This window comes from Ligilactobacillus pobuzihii E100301 = KCTC 13174, assembly GCF_000349725.1.
GTDB classification, from domain to species: domain Bacteria; phylum Bacillota; class Bacilli; order Lactobacillales; family Lactobacillaceae; genus Ligilactobacillus; species Ligilactobacillus pobuzihii.
The window spans coordinates 23,036-42,935 of the sequence record NZ_KB714702.1 but is presented as its reverse complement, the minus strand read 5'-3'; the positions used below and the strand labels follow the sequence as shown (position 1 = coordinate 42,935).

Sequence of the window (19,900 nt, the reverse complement as noted above, 5' to 3'; positions counted from 1 at the left end):
TCAATTACATGGAAGATTGTGTTTTTTGTAAAATTATTAATGGAGATATCCCTAGTACTAAAGTGTACCAAGACGACATTGTAACTGCATTCCTAGACTTATCGCAGGTTACCCCGGGACATACTTTGGTCGTGCCTAACAAGCATGTAAAAGATATTTTTGCATACGATCCTGACTTAGCAACTGCTGTTTTTTCACGGATCCCTAAGATCGCGCGCGCAATACGTGATTCAAATAAAGACATTGCCGGACTGAATATCTTAAACAACAATGGTAAGGTGGCATACCAGTCGGTCTTCCACTCACATATTCACTTAGTGCCTCGTTACAGTGACCAAGATGGCTTCAGTATGCATTTTACCGATAATTCAGATAAATATAGCAACGAACAGCTACAAGAGATTGCTGAAAACATTGCTAAAAACATCGAGGAGTGAATTACATGAAAAAAGAACAAGTCTTTACCATTTTAGGTGGCAGCGTCTTATTAGGACTACTTATGTATCGTAAACAAAAACGCCAGCAAAAACCTGCTCAAACCTTAGCTAAGGATAATTCCTTAAAAGCTGCCGTAAAAAACACAGTAGTTTCAGCTAAAAACTTGGGTCCAGAATTAAAAAATACCATGGGAACTATCGAGGAGATCAAAACTGAGATCAACCAATTTACAGCTGATATTGAACCTCAACTCAAAAAATTAACTAAAGATGTTGAAAAGTTTCAGAAATAATTTTTAAGATAATTAAATTAATTTAAATTTAACTAGGCACATATTAACGAAAAACAAACTGTGTTATAGTAATACCGTTAGTCTTGTGAATAATGAGGCCTAAATCTTACAGAAACGGATGTGTTCACGGAATGAAAAAATGGTTAACTGGTTTAGCCGCAATCATGATGACCTTTAGCTTGGCAGCATGCTCGAAAACTGTAGCTACTACTTCAGGTGGTAAAGTCACTGAAAGTGAGTATTATGACAGCATGAAAAAGACTTCTCAAGGGAAGCAACAGCTACAACAAATGATCTTAAATAAAGTGCTTGAAGGAGATTATGGTAAGAAAGTTTCTGACAAAAAAGTTGATAAGCAATACAACGCAGCCAAGAAACAATACGGTAAATCCTTCGATTCTGTTTTACAACAAAGCGGTTTTGACAAAGCTTCATATAAAGATCAATTACGTTCTTCTCTCTTGTTGCAAGAAGCAGTCAAAGATCATACTAAAATCACTAATAAGGATCTAAAGAAACAATGGAAGTCTTATCAACCAAAGGTTACAGTTGGTCATATCTTACTTAAGGGCGATGACAACGGTAAGAAAAAAGCCGAAGATATTATCGACAACCTGAATAAAGATGGCAGTTATAAGAACTTTAAGGCCTTAGCTAAGAAGAATTCTACTGATGATCAAACTAAAAACAATGGTGGTAAACTACCAGCATTTGACAACACTGACACAAGTTTAGTTGGTGACTTCAAAAAAGCAGCTTTCGGCTTAAAGCAGGGTAAATTCACTACAAAACCAGTCAAAACAAGTTATGGTTACCATGTGATCTACTCGATCAAGAACCCTGGTAAGGGCAAGATATCTGATCATAAAGCAGAACTTAAAAAGCAGATCTTAAACGAGAAGATGCAAGACCAATCATATATGCAAAAGATCATCTCTAAAGAGTTGAAAAATGGTAAAGTTAACATTAAAGACGATGACTTAAAAGACATCCTAGCTGACTATATCAATCCTGATAATTCTAAGTCTAAGAATACTCAGAACGCTCAGTGATCATTTAACTAATGAAAAATACCGTAGTACTGAAAAATCCAGTGCTACGGTATTTTTTATTCATCGCTAATTGATTTTATTATTACTTTTATCTTGCGGTTGGTAGAAATTCCGACGATCCATACCAAAAATGCGCTCAGTGTAGTCTCCTGGTTCAGTATGGTCAAGTGCCTTTCGCATCATTTGGATCGAGGCATCTAAATCATCAAGATGATGCAAGATCTCAGCTTCCATTAGATGTGGTTGGACTGGAGAACCATATTCCAACAAACCATGATGAGAAACGATCATATGGCGTAATAAAACAGCATCTTCAGACATCTTATCGATTCCTAATTGTTCACACGCATTGGCAATTTCTTCATCAACCAAAACGATATGACCAAGCAAGTTTCCAGGAACAGTATACACAGTGGCAACCGGACCGGATAATTCCAACGACTTACCTAAGTCATGCAAGATTGCTCCTGCATATAACAAAGATTCGTTAATATCCGGATATTCCTTGACGACCGCATGAGCTAAGCGCAGGATCGATAAAGTATGAAATGCTAATCCACCCGCAAAATCATGGTGGTTTTTCTTAGCAGCTGGAAAACTGAAAAATTGATCATGATATTTTTTCAAAAGATATCGCACGATCCGGTTCCACGTCGGGTTCGTGATCTCGAAAATAATTTCATCAATTTCTTTTTCCATATCTTGTGTAGATTCTGGTGCACTTTGTAAATAAAGTCGTGGGTCAGAAGGCTCATCTTCATTTGCTAAACGCATTTTAAAAATTTTGATTTGTGGGTTTTGTTGGTAAACTTCACGCTTACCTTGTAAAGCCACGACCCTACCAGCTTGAAATTGCGCTACGTCTTCTTCTGAAGCATCCCAGAATTTAGCACTGATCTCACCGGAACGATCTGCGAAGTTAAATGCAATAAATTTCTTGCCATTCTTTGCGATCCTTACATCAGCACCTTTGATCAAAACAAACAGTGCCATGTTGTCATCAACTTGATAGTCAAAGATCTTTTTTGTTTCCAAAATTTGCCTCCTGTTTTGCAGTACTTGTTAATTTTTAAAACTAAATTTAATATATATTTAGTGTCCCTTGTCTATTTTACCAGTCTCAGCAATTAATTGAAAAAAGAAAGTGAGACAAAAGATATTTTGAAGCCGATTTGAAACGATGATAACGATGATCGCGTTATTTTGAATCGTAGCGAAACGAAGAATCAAAATAACGCAATCATTGTTACAGTATAGCTTTAATCTTTTGGAACATGTTTAAGGGGCCGTCGATCTATCCCATTAAAATGGTTTAGATCGACGGCCCCTTTAGGATCGGACAGCTAATTATGTCCCAGTTCCTTCAAAATAATTTTTAGAAAGTATACAATTCACTAACTGGTTTAAAGATAATCTTGTTGATTTCTTCAAAAACACCATTCATAGCTTGTTCTTTTTCCATCAAACTAGATAAGCTGTCATAGCCTTGAGCTTCTTCAGCAAGTGCCTTGATCTCGTTGACATCGTCATCCGAAAGATCACCTTGCATTTGTTTCGTTTGCAACTTCTTTTGTGCGTCTTGCACACGCTTAAAGCAATCATAAGCCTCAGGTTCTGCTTTAAGTTTAGCCATTGCGGCCGAAAGATCAAGATATTCTTGAGTCTGACGTAAATCTTGTTCAAGCTTGTTTGCTGAATCGTAAATATTGATCACGTAAGTGTCCTCCTTGCTTGTACTAGTAAATATTGTAACATTATATCATCGATGACCAAAGGCTTTTCTTAGATGATTTCAAAAATTATCAACGACCCAAAATACTTTCCATGTATTCTTTACCCTTTTGCGCCGCACTACTTGCTTTATCTTTCAAGTCAGAAGTACCTTGACTGATTTTATCCCGAATGTTTTCTCCAGCTTTTTGGACTGAATCCCACGATTTAGAACCATCACCGTCTTGACCAGACACACTATCATTATACCTTGATGAGGATGATTTAATATCAAATTTATTCTGTGCAGTATAAGGTAAAACACCTTCCATTTCAGTCTTAAACAAAGATGCGCCAGCGTTGGCTCCCACATTTGCGATCGAATATTTGGAAGAATCAAAGCCGATCCAAGTTGCCATAACAACATCAGGTGTATAGCCGATAAACCACTTATCATTATCATCATCGTTACCATTTTCTGCAGTGGTACTCTCAGTCGATCCTGTCTTACCAGCGATAGTATAGCCGTATGGTTTAGCAGATTGACCAGTCCCGTTATCGTAAACATCCATCATCATACTGGTCATTTGTTCAGCGGTCTTTTTAGACATGACCCGTTTTGATTTAACGTGTGATTTATCAACAACTGTTTTACCTTCTGAATCCACAATTTTCGTAATAAAATGCGGATCTTTACGGACACCTGAATTTGCGAAAGCTGTGTAGGCACTTGCCATTTGATATGGTGAGACTCCTTTTTTCAAACCACCTAAGGCCAAACTCAAGTTTTCGTCAGACTTATCTAACGGTATCCCAAATTTTTTAACAGAATTATATCCCTTTTTCACGCCAATTTTATTAAGTAACCAGACTGCCGAAGTATTCTTACTTAATGCTAATGCTTGGTACATCCGAATATCACCGGCATACTGATCATCCCAGTTATGTGGGGTGTAGTCGTTTTTACCATAAGGCTGTAATTTGTCTTTGACTTTCGAATCATAATGATAACCATTTTCGATAGCCGGTGTATACACAGCTAAGGGCTTAATAGTTGAACCAGGTGAACGAATCAAACCAGTTCCACGATTATATCCTCTGAAAACATGACTACCATCACGACCTCCAACTACGGCACTGACTCCGCCAGTTTGCGGATCCATTGCGATCGAACCAGCTTGGGCTTTTGTGCCATCGCTAGCTGCGCTTGGAAACAATGAAGAGTCGGCAAATGAAGACTGCATTTTTTCTTGTTGATTTTGATTTAAAGACGTATAGATCTTATACCCTTTATTCATAATTTCTGATTCTGACAAGCCATAATCATTAATAGCTTCATTGATCACAGCATCAAAATAATATGGATACTTGTAGCCAGACTTGTATTCATAAGTATCGTTTAAAACGATGCCTGTTGCCTGGTATTGTTTAGCGTCAGTACTCGAAACTTTATCATTTTCAACCATCGTTTCCAAAACTACATTACGTTTTTGGCGCGCCTTTTGCGGATTATCGATTGGATTATACTGTCCCGGGTTCGACAACATAGCAGCTAAAGTAGCTCCTTGCGGTACTGTTAACTGACTAGCATGCACTCCAAAGTATTTTTGTGAAGCATCTTCAACCCCCCACACACCATTACCAAAATACGCATTATTTAAATACATCGTTAAAATGTCGTCTTTGCTATAATCATTTTCAACTTGCATCGCAATAAAAATTTCTTTTGCTTTTCGTGTAAAAGTCTGTTCCTGTGATAAGAAAGCATTTTTGACCAACTGCTGAGTCAGTGTACTACCACCACCGCTAATATAATTAGCGCCAGTAATTTTATTTTTGACCAATAGCCATGCTGCCCGTCCTAAACCCTTGATCGAAAAACCATATTCATGGTAAAAATTACGATCTTCGCTAGACAAAACGGCGTTCGAAACATTTTTTGATATATCATCTTTAGACACCCATGTTCCCTTTTGCGAGTACAAAAAACCAGCTTTTTGATTTTTTTCATCGTAGACCTCAGTCGATTGCTGTAATGCTGACCTTAAGCCAGAAACATCGGTCGTTTTAGCCACATATACCAGATAGATACTCGTAACTAAAAAGATACTTAAAAAGGCAATTATTAACCATCGCCAAATCTGAAATCTACTCCATTTTGCACACAGCCACTGCCAAAAAATACTCCAATATTTTTTAAGCCATTGCTTTAAATTATTCCAAAATGATGAATCATTCATATTTATTTTTCCTCTTATACAATATTATTAGTCTTTTATATCCTATCATATTTGTACCCGATATTAGCAGTTATCCGTCTTCTTAAAAAAGATTTAGCACTTGTAAACACTAAAAAGACCGCTCTGCAAACTATAAACATCCACAAACCAGTCAAAATATTGTAGAATTTCTGATCACCAGTAAAAGATAGTACTTTTTATTTACTAATGTTTTCAACGAAATAACGTGTAACTTTCTGCGCACTTTCATTATCTGGACTAAATAAAACAACTGTATCATAGCCAGCTAGCGTACCAACTATTCCTGACAATTCATCATCATCGATCAAAGCTGCCAAAACATTCGCATTACGTGGCGTAGTCTTAACTATATTTACAAACTGGACATTAGTGACATCTGTGACAATATCGCTGATTGTTTCTTTGATTCGTTGTTTAGGATCTGAATAATCTTGTTTTAACAAAACATAGTAAGAGGATCCATCTGGTTTTGTTTGCTTAATAATTTTCATCTCGCGAATATCCCGAGAAACTGTGGCCTGAGTCGCATGGATTCCCGCATCTTCTAAGGCTTGCAGTAGACCCTCTTGGTTAGTGATTTTATTTTTTTTGATCAAGTGTTCAATTTTTTGTTGCCTGTCTTCTTTTTTCATACTGACCTTCCTTATGTCACATTCACTCTAATAGCAAATTAATAGTGTCTAAAAGGCCAACAGTCAAACTTAAACGACCGCCGGCTTTCTCAACCAACTATTATAACAGAATCATGCTAATTAAAAAGGTTAATTTAGTACTAGCAGTTGATCTAAAGACGTCTTTTTCATGATCAATTTACGTGATCTAGCATTCAAAATCCCATTTTCACGGAACTTTTTAATAGTTTGACAAACAGTCGCTGTACTCGTATTAGCAAAAGATGCAATTATACGATAAGTTAAAACGGTTGGTAACAAAACATCACCGTTGACAAGTTGGCTACCACAATCATTCGCAAAATAAATCAAAATGTTTTTGATCCGTTCCGAAATTTTACCCTCCAAACAAAGTTGTTGCATTACTTTTTGCAAAAAATATTTTTTCAATAAGCTTTGATGAATAATTTTAATAAAATGTCTATGTGTATTTTCTAAATAATCAAATCTTTTTAAAGGGAGTGATAAAATAGTCAAATTTTGGCAAGCGTGAGCCACTATAAATGAGCTTTGCTGTTCGGGTAATTCTAAATCTGAAGGAAAATACATTCCATGTTTCAAATATGTAAAAGCACCTTGACCATTAGCACAAAAATCTTCTAGTAACAAAGAACCATCTATCAACCATAAAATATGATTTCTTTCAAAAGCATCATATTTTACTTCAAATTTGGTACCAGCCCTATACCTTAAGACAGCGCCATCTACTCCCAGTATCCTTTTCTCACTTAAATCAAATTCAGAAACATTTTCTAAAATATCACTAACTTCGTTTTCTAATAATGAATTCGTCGCTGTTTTCATGTTAATTTTTATAATCGGATGTTATATGCGGCATGTTTACATCAGATTATAAGCCTCCCTACTATTTCTAAAATGCATAAAAGTAAGCATCTTTTTTATTTTTATTTTATGATTTATTAAATACTATTATTATATCACCGTGATATTATTTTGTGCAAATTTTAATTTGATATCAAAAAAAGATAAAAACCTGATAAATATATATTCATAAACAAAAAGGTTTTCACATTCCTGAAATAGTTCCAGTAAGTGTGAAAACCTTATTGTAGAAAATGAGTTTTAGTTCAAATACCCGATAAATTACATTTCGTTTGGAGCATTAACACCTAATAAGCGTAATGATTCCTTAAGGACAATTGCGACACTAGCTACCATTGCCAAACGAGAATCTTTTTGGTCATCATCAGTTAAGACCTTTGTGTGCGCATAATATTTATTGAAGGACTTAGACAGACGAATCGAGTATTTAGCAATCACAGATGGCTCATACTCTTCAACTGCACGTCCGACCATAGCAGGGAAATTGGATAATTGACGAACAACTTCCCATGACTCTTCATCATTCAAGCCGGCAAGCTGAGCATTTTCAAGGTCAATATTACCTGCTTTACGTAAAATACTCATTGCACGAGCGTGAGAGTATTGTACGTATGGACCAGTTTCTCCTTCGAAACGAACAACTTCTTCCAAGTTAAAATCAAAGTTATTCAAACGTTCGTTTTTCAGATCATGAAAAATAACTGCACCCACACCCACGTCTTCAGCGACCTGGTCTTTATTTGGCAAATCAGGATTTTTTTCAGCAATTTGTTTTTTAGCTAAGTCAACCGCATCATTCAAAACGTCTTCTAGTAAAATGATGTTGCCTTTCCGTGTTGAAAGCTTCTTACCACCTGAAGTGATCAAACCAAATGGGATATGATGAATATTGTCAGCCCACTCATAGCCCATTTCCTTTAAAACAGCTTTTAACTGCTTGAAATGGTTCGTCTGCTCATTACCAACAACGTACAAGGATTGTGCGAAATTGTAAGTCCGATATCTATACAAAGCAGCAGCCAAGTCACGGGTAATGTACAAAGTAGTCCCATCAGTCTTTTTGATCAAAGCGGGGTTTAACCCATATTTTTCTAAGTCAACGATCTCAGCACCGCGACTTTCTTGAAGCAAGTTTTTTTGTTCCAATAAGTCAACGATCTCATCCATTTTATCATTATAAAAAGATTCACCATTGTATGAATCAAAATCAATACCTAATTTTTGGTAGATGGACTTAAAGAACTTAAGTGATTCGTCTCTGAACCATTGCCATAAATTAGTTGCTTCTTCATCACCATTTTCTAGCTTTTTGAACCAAGCACGAGCCTCATCATCAAGTTCCGGTTGTTTCTCGTCTACTTCATGAAAATGGACATAGTATTTCAATAAAGTATTGATCGGGTCTTTACGAACCTCTTCTTCACTTCCCCACAACTTGTATGCTTCGATCAATTTACCGAACTGCGTGCCCCAATCACCTAAATGATTGATTTTGATCGGATTATAGTTTGCTTTTTTCAAGAGTTCTGCTAACGAATTGCCGATCACAGTTGAACGTAAGTGGCCCATCGACATTGGTTTAGCAATATTAGGCGAAGACATATCGATCGGCACATTACCAGCATGACCTAGATCTTGTTGACCATACCCTTCTTTTTTCTGTAATATAGCGGCTAAAACATTTTTGCTGAAAGATTTCTTGTCTAAGAAAAAATTAACGTAAGGTCCAACTGCTTCTACCTTATCAAAACCATCTTGGTCGATTTTTTCAACTAATTCTGGGGCGATCTGTTGTGGTGCTTTCCGATAAACTTTGGACAAAATAAATGCTGGAAAAGCATAGTCCCCTAAGTCATAAGATTTTGGCACTTCGATCTTAGACATAACTTCGTCCAATGATAGCTGCCCATCTGTTGCATCAACGATCGCTTGTGCTACTAATTTTTTTTGTTCCATAACAATTTCCTCCTGCTATTTAGTTGTTAAAAATCACTTTGTTCAAACACACTGTCACTTAAAGTTCACTTGGGTTGTTAATAAGTACCAATTGGCGTTTTCTTAGCCAAAACGGCCCTAATAATCAGTTACTGCCTAGCCGTCTTTTAACTTAGGGTACAAAAAAAGTCCCCTGCAAATACACTGCAAGAGACGAGATAACCCGCGGTACCACTCTAATTGATTAATGATCCACTCATAAATATTTTTGATCGACTTCTAAAAGGTACGATTCAATAGCTTACACTATCTGGCTTCCACCGACCCAGACTCGCTTTGTGCTGCCCCTACCTACTAGTCTTCATTATTGAAGCAATTAAAAATTTAGTATTTATTAGAAAAATAAAACGATAAAAAAACACCTTCATTGTTGAAGATGTCATCGTCAAGCGGGTAACGAGAATCGAACTCGCGACATCAGCTTGGGAAGCTGGAATTTTACCACTAAACTATACCCGCAACAACAAGAACTAGTATAGCATAGCATCCCTAACTTGTCACTATCTTTATGCAGAAACTTTCTTCATGTTACCTAGACGAACGATCGCCCGATTATGAAAATCAGTTACTGTCACATTATCACTTTTGTCAAACTTATCGATCGAAACCATCGCTGAATTATCATAAATCTTTTCGATGGTACCAACAAAATCATGTTTTAATGAACCAAATTTTTTGCAATTTACTTGATCCCCGATTTTTAATGTCGTTTCCATTGTTTCACCCCTTACCAACTTATCTCAAGCAAAATAAACAGCGGTAGTCAAATAACCTAAACTGCTTTGCTCCGATAAACACGAATTGCATATTAACAAAACTTACTCAAAAAAGCAAGTGGTTTTAATTATCTGTCAGTAGATCAGACTGCTCATCTTTTTCCTTTTGCCGTCTCTTTAACATTTTAACTGACTGAACATACGATGTGATCAGAACTAAACATGAACCGATCCAAGCTAATGGACTAGCGAAACATGCCCCAGCATAGCCGAACCTTGTTGCCAAGAATAAAGCTGCACCGATCCGCATCGCAAGTTCGGCGATCCCAGCCAAAGTTGGCACAATACTTTTTCCTAAGCCTTGCAGAGTATTCCGGAAAATAAACAAGACCGCTAGTAATGGATAAAATGAAGCATTCACATTAAAGTAGATCTGTGACAAAGATAAAACGCCGGGATTTGCGTTACCAACGAAAATCGTCACCATATTCTGTCCGAAAATAATCATTAATAAGCCAGCAGCAATACTAAAGCCAACTGACATAGTCACTGCAGATTTAACCCCTTTTAAAATACGGCCATACTCAGCAGCACCATAGTTCTGGGCGGTATAAGTTGCCATTGCAACACCGAACGAACTCATCGGTAAAGTAGCGATCTGGTCGATCTTACTAGAAGCTGTCGTAGCTGCAACAGCTGTCGTACCTAAGGAGTTCAAGGCTGATTGGATCATGATCGAACCGATCGCAATAATGGACGACTGGAAAGCCATTGGAAAGCCAACATTTAAGTGACTTGTGATCATTTTGAGGTTGATCTTTTTAAAATCATACCAGTGAATCTGTAATAATGGAATCTTCTTAATAATATAGAGCACACATAACAACACTGAGAACAACTGCGCTACTAATGTAGCGAAACCAGCACCAGCAACCCCCCAATGAAAGACTATAATAAATAGCAACTCCAACAAAACATTTAACACGGCTGCGATGATCAAGAAATAAAGTGGTGTCCGACTATCACCAAGACTTCTAATAATATTGGCCAACAAGTTATAAGCCATCTGGATCCCAATACCACCAAAAATAATGGTACTAAAAGTCTGCGCATTTTCCTCAATTTCAGCAGGCGTATTCATTAACATCAAAATGTCATGAATAAAATAAACACTTAAAAATGTCAAGATAGCTGTAACTATCAAACTGATCACAATACTAGTTGCGAAACTTTCGCGCACTTTGCGGTAATCATGTGCACCAAAAAACTGCGCAGTCATGATCGACAAACCTGCAGTCATCCCCTGAGCAAATCCGATGATCAAAAATTGAATACTACCTGTTGAACCAACGGCGGCCAAAGCATTCACACCTAAAGTTTGTCCAACGATGATCGTATCAGACAAGCTATATAACTGTTGAAATAAATTACCGATCAACAGTGGTATCGCAAATGTTAGGATCAATTTAATTGGACTGCCTTTGGTTAATTCTTTCACTGTAAGGTCCCCCCTATAAAAACAAAGCACAGGCAAGCTAAGAGAACTCGAGCACTAACCGCCTTGGGCATCAAACCGTGTTTTTTTGCGAATTGATGTCAAAAGTAGTTAGGCACAGGGTTCGGCTTGCTGCAGCTCGACTAAAAAATTCTTCTCACAACTGAACCAAACCAAATTATTTAAATTCAAAATAATAACCGTTATTTTTAATAATGATCGTTGACCCACCTTTGTACTAATTGCAAAAAAGCGTGAGTCGATGGAGTCTGTTTTTCCTCACTTTGAGATACAACAGCGATCGTACGTTTAAACGATTTTGAAAAAGGATAGACTCTCACGTTACCCGATAAATTCTGTAAAGCTAATTCAGGCAAGATCCCCAAACCTAGCCCACTTTCGACCATCGCAATGATCGAAGCGTCATCGATACTATATTGGATCGAATTCACCGAAACATTATAAGCATCTAGCGCCCTTTTAGTTTCACGGTCATAATCGATTTGTTGCAAAATAAATCGTTCATTTTTAACGTCTTCTTTAGTGATCGTTTGTCCATTGTGTGGAACGAAATCACTTGGAGCAATACAATAGATTTGATCTTCATGTAGTGGTACTACATTCAAATTTTCAGCGATCGGCAAAGCAGAAAAGCCAATATCGATACGGCCTAGGCGAACTTGTTCAGTTACCCTGTTAAAGTTACCCTGCTCAATACTGATATCGATCTGCGGATGCTCTTGTCTAAAAGTTCGAATGATATCAGGTAACCAATTGATACAAACGCTACTAAAAGCACCCAATCGGATCTTACCAGAATTAAGCCCCTTGATTCGATCAGCCTCTTCATGTAATTTGGTTTCAGTATTTAGTATTTCCTGCACGATCGGTAAAATTTTGGCGCCATCTGGTGTCAAAGTCACACCGGTCCGATTACGAATAAACAAAGGAAAATCCAACTCATTTTCAAAACCAGCAATCGAATGACTGATCGCCGATGGGGTCACGTTCAACGTTTTTGCTGCAGCCACAAAAGTTTTTTGCCGGGCAACTTCACTAAATGCTTGATAGGCAAACTCTGTCATCGACCCTTGCTCCTTCCCACATTAAATGTTAAAGTACACCCCTTTTGTGGGCTAGTCAAACGATATAACTTCAACAAAAATAATTTGTAAGAAACGACTAAATATTCCCACTGGGTGTACTTTGAATAATTATTTTAACCCTACTCGCTCAAAGATCTCATCCACTCGTCTTAAATGCCAATGATAATCGAATGCTTCGTCTAAAGTAGCTTGGTCTAATTTATCAGTAATTTCTGGATCTTCTTCTAACAAAGTCCTAAATGAAATCTGCTCGTCCCAAGACCGTGCAGTCTTAGGCTGGATCAAATCGTAAGCATCCTCACGGCTCATCCCGGCATCTATCAATTTCAATAACACACGGCCACTATAGATCAAGCCAAATGTTTTATCCATATTTTTCTTCATTGTCTCAGGAAAAACTGTTAGGTTTTTAAGGATATTACCAAACCTATTCAACATATAATCTATCAGGATGGTGGTGTCTGGCAAAATGATCCGCTCAGCTGATGAATGTGAGATATCACGTTCATGCCATAAAGAAACGTCTTCATAGGCTGTCATCACATGACCACGGACAACACGTGCTAAACCACAAATGTTTTCAGAACCAATCGGGTTACGCTTATGCGGCATAGCCGAAGAGCCCTTTTGTCCCTTACTGAAATGCTCTTCTACTTCACGAGTTTCCGTTTTTTGCAAACCACGGATCTCCGTAGCGAATTCTTCTAAGCTAGTTGCGATCAAGCCCATCACAGAAACGTATTCAGCATGCAAGTCACGGGGCAAGACTTGACTCGAAATTTCTTGAGCCCGGATACCTAATTTATCACAGACATATTTTTCAATGGATGGATCGATATTTGCGAAACTTCCAACGGCGCCACTAATTTTGCCAGCTTCAACACCTTTGGCAGCATGTTCAAAACGCTCAATATCACGGTTGATCTCTGAATACCAACGTGCTAGTTTTAAACCAAAAGTCGTAGGTTCAGCGTGCACCCCATGTGTACGTCCCATCATAACAGTATATTTATATTCATTAGCTTTATCAGCAATAATTTGTTTGAACTTCTTCAAGTCGGCACGTAAGAGGTCGTTGACTTGTTTTAGCTGGTAGCCATAAGCTGTATCAACTACATCTGTACTAGTTAAACCATAATGGACCCACTTTTTTTCATCACCCAATGATTCAGAAACACAACGTGTAAAAGCAATCACATCATGATGTGTTTTTGCTTCTATCTCAGCGATCCGTTCCACGTTAAAAGAAGCATTGTTGCGAATTTTCTTAACATCATCTTCAGGGATCATACCTAGCTTAGACCAGCCCTCATCTGCGGCGACTTCTACAGCAAGCCAGCAATTATATTTAGTTTGGTCATTCCAAATAGCTGACATTTCTGGACGTGTATATCTTGAAATCATTCGTTTTTTCTCCTTTATTTATGCATGTTTGATATTTTCGTTAAGCTTTACTGGACTAATTATACATTTCAAACATAAATCGTACCAGTTTTTATTGAATTTTTCTCAATCTAATTTGATCGATCTAAACTATGTTTCCGCATCTACTTTCATCTTAAGATTGAAAAGCCCTCCTGGTCAATGTAAAATAGTAAAAGCATATTAATTAAAACGTAAACGGAAGAACAACAATTAGGGATCTTCTTTTGTCGAGAAAATTTCCATTAGCAACAGATCAACTGGTCCATGTTTTTCCGAACTTATATCAAAGGAGTTGTCCCAGCTTGATCACTTTAGCGGGAATTATCGGGTCTGGTAAATCTAGCTTGACCGAAATCTTAGCGCAAGAACTTGGCACAAAGCCTTTCTACGAACCTGTAGAAGACAACCCTGTCTTGCCATTGTTTTACCGAGGAAATGAGATCGCCGCAAAACGCAGAGCGAACGGAGAAAAAAATGTCTCAAATCCTTACGCATATTTACTGCAAACTTTCTTTTTGAATCGTCGTTTCAAGATGATCAAACAAGCTAAAAAAGAAAGTAATAATATTTTAGACCGTTCCATCTACGAAGATGCCATGTTCATGAAAATGAACACCGCAATGGGAAATGCCACTGAGATCGAATACGCGATCTACAAAGAACTCTTATCTAACATGTTGTCAGAATTACAATATGTCAGTGACGATCCGACCGAAGATCTAATGGTCATGATCAATGTCTCGTATGAAACCATGATCAAACGGATCAAAAAAAGAGGACGTGAGTTTGAACAAGTCGAAACCGATCCATCTTTAGTGAATTATTATCATAACCTCTTAGATTACTATAGCGATTGGGCAAGATCATATGATATCTCACCTTTTTTAATGATCGATGGCGACAAGTACGACTTCGTGGAAAATTTAGCGGACCGTGGGCATGTCTTGAATCAAATTGAAAGCAAACTCGTTGAATTAAATAAAATTTCAGCCGCTGATTTTGAACAGCTTAAAGCAAAGCGTAAGTTAAAATATTAAAATAAAAACAATGTGCGTGAGATAAAAGATGTTTTGAAACACGTTTAAAGGCCGCCAATCTATCCCATTAAATGGGTATTAGATCGGTGGCCATTTTAAAATCGTACAGCTAGTTATGTCCCAGCTCCATTGTTTTTATTATTTTTCAAATAACTATCTCGTTAATCTTCCGCCGCTTCAATTGCTTCTAAAATATTCTGCAAATTACGGCATTCATTAATTACGCTTCGACGTTTCTCATCATAAACCTTCAAAAAATCGGCAGCTAAATCAGAATTTTTAATTTTCGCACAAAAATTATCCAACTCTGCAGCTTCCGCCTCAGCTACTTGATAATCGCGCAAAATATCAAGCTTATTGCCCATGACAAAGCCTCCTAAAAATAAATTATTATCTTAAGACCAGAATAATCTACCACTTTTTAGGAGACTTGTTAATAGTTTTTGTTTACAATAACATTACATTTTCAAAGAAATTATCAAGCTATGTTGAACACTTATTAATCACACTTTCGGCCAGAGTATTTTTAGCCTTCTTTATGAGTCAGGCTAACAACATCCCGGGCGATCATAACTTCTTCATCCGTTGGGATGCGCATTACAGTGACACTCGAATCATCACCAGAAATAATACCAGTTTCACCACGTTTTTGATTTTCTTCTTCATTGATCGTGATACCTAAGAATGCTAAACGGTCCATGATAGCAGCCCTGATCTCGTCAGAATTTTCACCGACTCCAGCAGTAAAGATAATACCATCTAATCCGCCCATCTCAAATGCATATTGGCCAATGTATTTCACAACATCTTTGATCATGATATCAAGCGACAGCTGTGCACGATGATTTGCGTGAGCAACTTGCATAATATCACGACTATCAGGTGAAACACCTGAAATGCCTAAGAGGCCTGATTCTTTATTTAGCATATACACCATTTCGGTGATCGAATTAATGCCTAATTTATCCATCATATATGAAATCATCGAAACGTCAACATCACCAGAACGTGTGGCCATTGTGATCCCTGTCAGAGGTGTAAAGCCCATTGAAGTATCAAATGATTTTCCGTTTTTGATAGCACATAGCGAACCACCTGCACCCAAATGACAACTGACTAATTTCAAGTCTTCTAAAGGTCGTCCCATCAATTTAGCTGCTTCGCCTGCGACATAACGATGACTTGTACCATGGGCACCATATCTTCTGACCCCATACTTTTCATACCATTCATAAGGCACACTGTAAATAAAGTTTTCTTCTGGGATCGTTTGGTGAAAGGCCGTATCAAATACAACAACAGAAGTTGCGTGTGGCAAAATCTTTTTAAAAGCTTCGATACCGACTAAATTAGCCGGGTTATGTAACGGTGCCATATCAGCTATTTTGTGGATCTTAGCGATCACATCATCATCTACAACAACTGAATGATCGAAGTACTCACCGCCAGCAACCACTCGATGACCGACTCCATCGATCTCAGAGTAATTATGAATGATCTTTAATTCCAACAATAAATCCATTAGTATTTGGACAGCCTGCTTATGATTTTTAATATTATCTTTACGTTGAAATTTTTCTCCCTGGTTATGTTTGATCGTTGTAACAGAACCAGCCTGTCCGATCCGTTCGATCTGTCCAGAAGCGATCACTTTTTCTTCTGGCATGACAAATAGTTTAAATTTGAAGCTTGAACTTCCTGAATTAACAGCTAATATTTCCATAATTAATTAACTCCCCTAAATTTCTTTCGAATAAAGCGCTTACCTATGAATTATACAACGCTTGTGAAATTCTACAAGGGTAAATTCTAAAAATTACACATAGCATTGATTAAAAAAATCGAATACAATGTACAATATATCAGTTTTACGCAGGAGGAAATTTATTGTGTACGAAGAAAAATTTTTAAATATTATCTCCCAAAATGCCGAGATCAATGAAATTTTTACGATCCTTGAAAAAATGCATCTTCGTCAAGCAACTATTTGTGGCGGTACGATCCGCAACTTGATCTGGAATACATTGACTGAACGTCATTTCTCTTTAAAAATTGGCGATATTGATGTTTATTACCATGACCCCAGCCAATCATATGAAGATTACTTATTTACCCAAGAGATCCTCAACCAGAATCATTCACTTTATCTGTGGAATCTGCAAAACATTGCTCTAACCGCACGTCACGCCAGTCATATTCATTTTTATGATTCAATTGAAAAAACACTTGCCGGTTTTCCAGAAACTTGCACAAGTATCGGGGTTCAAAGAGATCACCTCAAAAACTATCAAATAATTGCTCCTTATGGCCTCACAGATCTGTTTAATTTGGATCTAAAGCCAACGCCAGATTACCGTGACGGTCAACCGGGGCACCAGCGTTATGTCCAACGGATCAATAATAAAAACTGGGCAGATCAATGGCCTGAATTAAAAATTGAATTCTAAAAAAAGTGCAACAAAAGATGCTTTGAAGCTGATTTGTAACGACGATCGCATTATCTTGGTTATAGCAAAAAGAAGAACCAGAATAACGCGATCATCATTACAGTAAAGCTTCAATCTTTTGGAACACCTATAGGAACCGGCGATTTAAACCATTTATGGGATAAATCGCCGGTTTTTTAGTTTATAAATGAATTCCTTAAAGCTATTCTTTTGCAGCTAAAGTTGTCTTGACCAAACGCGCCACATTTTCAGCTACTAGTTCAATATCTTGCGGACTATCTTTGATTGCTTTGTCTAAAGGCTTAGCACCACTCGGTGTAGAAAAGATAACATCAATTGCATCAGACTGATACAAAGACTCTATGTTTTTCCCAATATTACCCGCTAAGGCAATAACCGGCGCTGTTGGTGCAACAAGCTTAGTTGCTTGCGCGACACCATAGGGAGTTTTACCAAATTTAGTTTGATGATCGATCCCGCCTTCTCCTGTAAATACGAAATCAGCGCCCTGTGCCCTTTTTTTGAGCAAACTATATTCAACAACGATATCGATCCCATGTTTCATTTGAGAATTAGTAAAAGCTATTAGACCCGCACCTAAACCACCAGCAGCCCCTGCGCCTGGAATTTCTTTTACTGCTAGATTTAAATCTTTTTCTATAATATCGGTATAATGTTTTAAGTTTTGATCTAATTGCTCTACCATCTCTACTGTTGCGCCTTTTTGTGGTCCAAATATAACACTTGCTCCATTTTTTCCAGTTAAAGGATTAGTCACATCAGAAGCAATTAAAATTTTAGTTTTCTTAACTCGTGGATCAACACCTCTAACATCTATTCTATCTAATCGATCTAAAAAACCACCACCTAAAGGAAGCTCATTACCCTTGGGATCTAATAATTTAGCTCCTAACGCCTGCGCCATTCCAGCTCCACCATCATTAGTAGCCGAGCCGCCAATTCCTAAAATTATCTTTGTTACACCTTGGTCTAATGCACTTAAAATCAATTCGCCAGTGCCGAACGTGGTTGCTTTCATTGGATCACGTGAATTTTCATCAACTAATTGAAGACCACTCGCGGCAGACATTTCGATCACAGCTGTGTGGCCATCTCCTAAAATACCGTAACTAGCCTCGACTGGCTTACCTAGCGGATCTGTCACCATTTCAGTGATAAATTTGCCTTTTGTTGCGTCAGTTAACGCTTGAACAGTCCCCTCTCCACCGTCCGCCATTGGGACTAATTCCACATCTGCTTTCGGATAAATTTTCGTGATCCCTTTTTTTATCGCGATACTAACTTCTTTAGCGGTTAAACTTCCTTTAAATGAATCTGGCGCAATAACAAATTTCAAGTAAATCACCTTCCCCAAAACACCTATTAGTTGGGTCGCACAACCCAAGTCTTTCCGTTTATTTAAGATATCTATCGCAAAAACACGGTATAATGCCAAAGCATCTTAACTGATTGTTTTGTCCTGTATATGAAAAATGCCTTCCCACAAGACAAGTGGGAAAGCATTTTTATTTTCTATTGTTCTGATTGAGAACCAGAAGATTGACCCAATAGCTTAACAATGTCGATGTCAATATTATTGACACAGATCACTGAAACAGTATAAAGATCCATGAAAAAAGCCAACTGGGCTAATGTGCCTTTAAAAGCCAAGAATAAAGCAGTAAAGAAAAATACCTGGCTTAAAATAGACCATTTTCGCTTATCAGAATTAAAGCCCTTTAACTGACTTTGTTCATCTTGCGATAGTTTTTCTGGTTCACGAATATTCGCATTGGAACGCAACTTCATCAAATGATAATTACGCCGCACGTTGTAGATCGTGAGAATAAACAACGCAATATATACCAACGCTGCTCCGAAATTCAATTTATTAATTGTCTCCTTTCGACTCCAACATTACTTGAGTTGTTAACTCACATAGCTAAACTATTAACGCGCAATAATTACATCACAACTAGCTGCTCTGATCACATAATCAGTGACCGCGCCCACAAAGACACGCTCAACTGCATTTAACCCAGTAGGTCCCATAATGATCAAATCAGTTTGATGATCTTCCGGGAAATCTTTTGAAATTACCGTACGTGGAGAACCAAAACGAGCGTGGACATCAACGTCGTCAAAGCCTTGCTCTTTAACTCTCTTTTGTAATTCAGCTAGATATTTATCAACATCTTCAAATGTCTTATAAACTACGTCGCCACTAGCATTTAACATACCAGCAAAACTGACTGAAAATTGCTTGAGATCGATCACATTCAAAATATCTAAGTGTGCGTGGTTTCTCTTGGCAACTTCTACGGCCTTTTTCAAGGCTTTTTCTGCCGCCTCGGAACCATCAACTGGTACAAGGATGGTTTTATATGCTTGTTCTGTCACAGTTGCCACTCC

At 37.6% G+C, this 19,900-nt stretch carries 20 protein-coding genes and 1 tRNA gene; 5 read left to right on the top strand and 16 right to left on the bottom strand.

Annotated features, from left to right (window positions below; genetic code table 11):
- Positions 1-8 precede the first annotated feature (8 nt).
- The 3 genes from LACPOB_RS0110010 to LACPOB_RS0110000 all read left to right on the top strand — a co-directional run bounded on the left by LACPOB_RS0110010 (position 9) and on the right by LACPOB_RS0110000 (position 1,782).
- Positions 9-437: an HIT family protein gene (locus LACPOB_RS0110010; protein WP_017868683.1), complete on the top strand. Its 429-nt coding sequence runs from the start codon at positions 9-11 to the stop codon at positions 435-437.
- A gap of 5 nt (positions 438-442) precedes the next feature.
- Positions 443-730, top strand: a complete 288-nt coding sequence (locus LACPOB_RS0110005; protein ID WP_017868682.1) for a hypothetical protein — start codon at positions 443-445, stop codon at positions 728-730.
- A gap of 131 nt (positions 731-861) precedes the next feature.
- Positions 862-1,782 (top strand): peptidylprolyl isomerase, encoded by a 921-nt coding sequence (locus LACPOB_RS0110000; RefSeq protein ID WP_017868681.1) that lies wholly within the window; start codon positions 862-864, stop codon positions 1,780-1,782.
- Between the two features lie 66 nt (positions 1,783-1,848).
- Here the strand turns inward: LACPOB_RS0110000 and LACPOB_RS0109995 are convergent, their stop codons facing one another.
- From LACPOB_RS0109995 to purB, 11 genes are all read right to left on the bottom strand, one after another.
- Positions 1,849-2,817, bottom strand: coding sequence for a 3'-5' exoribonuclease YhaM family protein (locus tag LACPOB_RS0109995; protein ID WP_017868680.1), 969 nt, complete (start codon positions 2,815-2,817; stop codon positions 1,849-1,851).
- A 340-nt stretch (positions 2,818-3,157) separates the two neighbouring features.
- Positions 3,158-3,496: a YlbF family regulator gene (locus tag LACPOB_RS0109990; RefSeq protein WP_017868679.1), complete on the bottom strand. Its 339-nt coding sequence runs from the start codon at positions 3,494-3,496 to the stop codon at positions 3,158-3,160.
- Positions 3,497-3,584: 88 nt separating this feature from the next.
- On the bottom strand, positions 3,585-5,732 hold the full coding sequence (locus tag LACPOB_RS0109985; protein ID WP_017868678.1) for a PBP1A family penicillin-binding protein: 2,148 nt from the start codon (positions 5,730-5,732) through the stop codon (positions 3,585-3,587).
- A gap of 197 nt (positions 5,733-5,929) precedes the next feature.
- Complete coding sequence (locus LACPOB_RS0109980; protein WP_017868677.1) at positions 5,930-6,385, bottom strand: arginine repressor; 456 nt, start codon at positions 6,383-6,385, stop codon at positions 5,930-5,932.
- Positions 6,386-6,514: 129 nt separating this feature from the next.
- Positions 6,515-7,228, bottom strand: a complete 714-nt coding sequence (locus LACPOB_RS0109975; RefSeq protein ID WP_017868676.1) for a cyclic nucleotide-binding domain-containing protein — start codon at positions 7,226-7,228, stop codon at positions 6,515-6,517.
- A gap of 300 nt (positions 7,229-7,528) precedes the next feature.
- Positions 7,529-9,223: an arginine--tRNA ligase gene (argS, locus tag LACPOB_RS0109970; protein WP_017868675.1), complete on the bottom strand. Its 1,695-nt coding sequence runs from the start codon at positions 9,221-9,223 to the stop codon at positions 7,529-7,531.
- 427 nt (positions 9,224-9,650) lie between these two features.
- Positions 9,651-9,721 (bottom strand) — tRNA-Gly (locus LACPOB_RS0109965).
- A gap of 47 nt (positions 9,722-9,768) precedes the next feature.
- Positions 9,769-9,978, bottom strand: coding sequence for a hypothetical protein (locus LACPOB_RS0109960; RefSeq protein WP_017868674.1), 210 nt, complete (start codon positions 9,976-9,978; stop codon positions 9,769-9,771).
- 124 nt (positions 9,979-10,102) lie between these two features.
- Positions 10,103-11,476 carry an MATE family efflux transporter gene (locus LACPOB_RS0109955; RefSeq protein WP_017868673.1) on the bottom strand — a complete coding sequence of 458 codons (1,374 nt, stop codon included), beginning with the start codon at positions 11,474-11,476 and terminating at the stop codon, positions 10,103-10,105.
- Between the two features lie 206 nt (positions 11,477-11,682).
- Positions 11,683-12,558, bottom strand: a complete 876-nt coding sequence (locus LACPOB_RS0109950; protein WP_017868672.1) for a LysR family transcriptional regulator — start codon at positions 12,556-12,558, stop codon at positions 11,683-11,685.
- Between the two features lie 129 nt (positions 12,559-12,687).
- The gene (gene purB, locus LACPOB_RS0109945) at positions 12,688-13,983 is read right to left on the bottom strand and encodes an adenylosuccinate lyase (protein ID WP_017868671.1); all 1,296 of its coding nucleotides are present in this window, start codon (positions 13,981-13,983) and stop codon (positions 12,688-12,690) included.
- Positions 13,984-14,306: 323 nt separating this feature from the next.
- Here purB and LACPOB_RS0109940 point away from each other — a divergent pair, with 323 nt between their 5' ends.
- Entirely contained in the window at positions 14,307-15,041 is a 735-nt protein-coding gene (locus tag LACPOB_RS0109940) for a deoxynucleoside kinase (protein ID WP_017868670.1), read from the top strand.
- Positions 15,042-15,202: 161 nt separating this feature from the next.
- Here the strand turns inward: LACPOB_RS0109940 and LACPOB_RS0109935 are convergent, their stop codons facing one another.
- Both LACPOB_RS0109935 and LACPOB_RS0109930 read right to left on the bottom strand, forming a co-directional pair.
- Complete coding sequence (locus tag LACPOB_RS0109935) at positions 15,203-15,406, bottom strand: hypothetical protein (protein ID WP_017868669.1); 204 nt, start codon at positions 15,404-15,406, stop codon at positions 15,203-15,205.
- Between the two features lie 161 nt (positions 15,407-15,567).
- Positions 15,568-16,767 (bottom strand): acetate/propionate family kinase, encoded by a 1,200-nt coding sequence (locus LACPOB_RS0109930; protein WP_026142826.1) that lies wholly within the window; start codon positions 16,765-16,767, stop codon positions 15,568-15,570.
- Positions 16,768-16,930: 163 nt separating this feature from the next.
- Between LACPOB_RS0109930 and LACPOB_RS0109925 the strand changes: the two genes are divergently transcribed.
- Positions 16,931-17,488, top strand: coding sequence for a nucleotidyltransferase family protein (locus tag LACPOB_RS0109925; protein ID WP_017868667.1), 558 nt, complete (start codon positions 16,931-16,933; stop codon positions 17,486-17,488).
- 202 nt (positions 17,489-17,690) lie between these two features.
- On the opposite strand, the gene LACPOB_RS0109920 is transcribed toward LACPOB_RS0109925, so the two are convergent.
- From LACPOB_RS0109920 to LACPOB_RS0109910, 3 genes are all read right to left on the bottom strand, one after another.
- Positions 17,691-18,845, bottom strand: coding sequence for a glycerate kinase family protein (locus LACPOB_RS0109920; protein ID WP_026142825.1), 1,155 nt, complete (start codon positions 18,843-18,845; stop codon positions 17,691-17,693).
- Between the two features lie 176 nt (positions 18,846-19,021).
- Positions 19,022-19,375, bottom strand: a complete 354-nt coding sequence (locus LACPOB_RS12050; RefSeq protein WP_017868665.1) for a hypothetical protein — start codon at positions 19,373-19,375, stop codon at positions 19,022-19,024.
- A gap of 63 nt (positions 19,376-19,438) precedes the next feature.
- Complete coding sequence (locus tag LACPOB_RS0109910) at positions 19,439-19,888, bottom strand: universal stress protein (protein WP_017868664.1); 450 nt, start codon at positions 19,886-19,888, stop codon at positions 19,439-19,441.
- Positions 19,889-19,900 lie beyond the last annotated feature (12 nt).

Excerpts from the sequence above, each read along its gene's own strand:
- LACPOB_RS0110010 (WP_017868683.1), top strand. The coding sequence starts at position 9 with ATGGAAGATTGTGTTTTTTGTAAAATTATTAATGGAGATATCCCTAGT.
- LACPOB_RS0110005 (WP_017868682.1), top strand. The coding sequence starts at position 443 with ATGAAAAAAGAACAAGTCTTTACCATTTTAGGTGGCAGCGTCTTATTA.
- LACPOB_RS0110000 (WP_017868681.1), top strand. The coding sequence starts at position 862 with ATGAAAAAATGGTTAACTGGTTTAGCCGCAATCATGATGACCTTTAGC.
- LACPOB_RS0109985 (WP_017868678.1), bottom strand. The coding sequence starts at position 5,732 with ATGAATGATTCATCATTTTGGAATAATTTAAAGCAATGGCTTAAAAAA.
- LACPOB_RS0109980 (WP_017868677.1), bottom strand. The coding sequence starts at position 6,385 with ATGAAAAAAGAAGACAGGCAACAAAAAATTGAACACTTGATCAAAAAA.
- LACPOB_RS0109975 (WP_017868676.1), bottom strand. The coding sequence starts at position 7,228 with ATGAAAACAGCGACGAATTCATTATTAGAAAACGAAGTTAGTGATATT.
- argS (WP_017868675.1), bottom strand. The coding sequence starts at position 9,223 with ATGGAACAAAAAAAATTAGTAGCACAAGCGATCGTTGATGCAACAGAT.
- LACPOB_RS0109960 (WP_017868674.1), bottom strand. The coding sequence starts at position 9,978 with ATGGAAACGACATTAAAAATCGGGGATCAAGTAAATTGCAAAAAATTT.
- LACPOB_RS0109950 (WP_017868672.1), bottom strand. The coding sequence starts at position 12,558 with ATGACAGAGTTTGCCTATCAAGCATTTAGTGAAGTTGCCCGGCAAAAA.
- purB (WP_017868671.1), bottom strand. The coding sequence starts at position 13,983 with ATGATTTCAAGATATACACGTCCAGAAATGTCAGCTATTTGGAATGAC.
- LACPOB_RS0109935 (WP_017868669.1), bottom strand. The coding sequence starts at position 15,406 with ATGGGCAATAAGCTTGATATTTTGCGCGATTATCAAGTAGCTGAGGCG.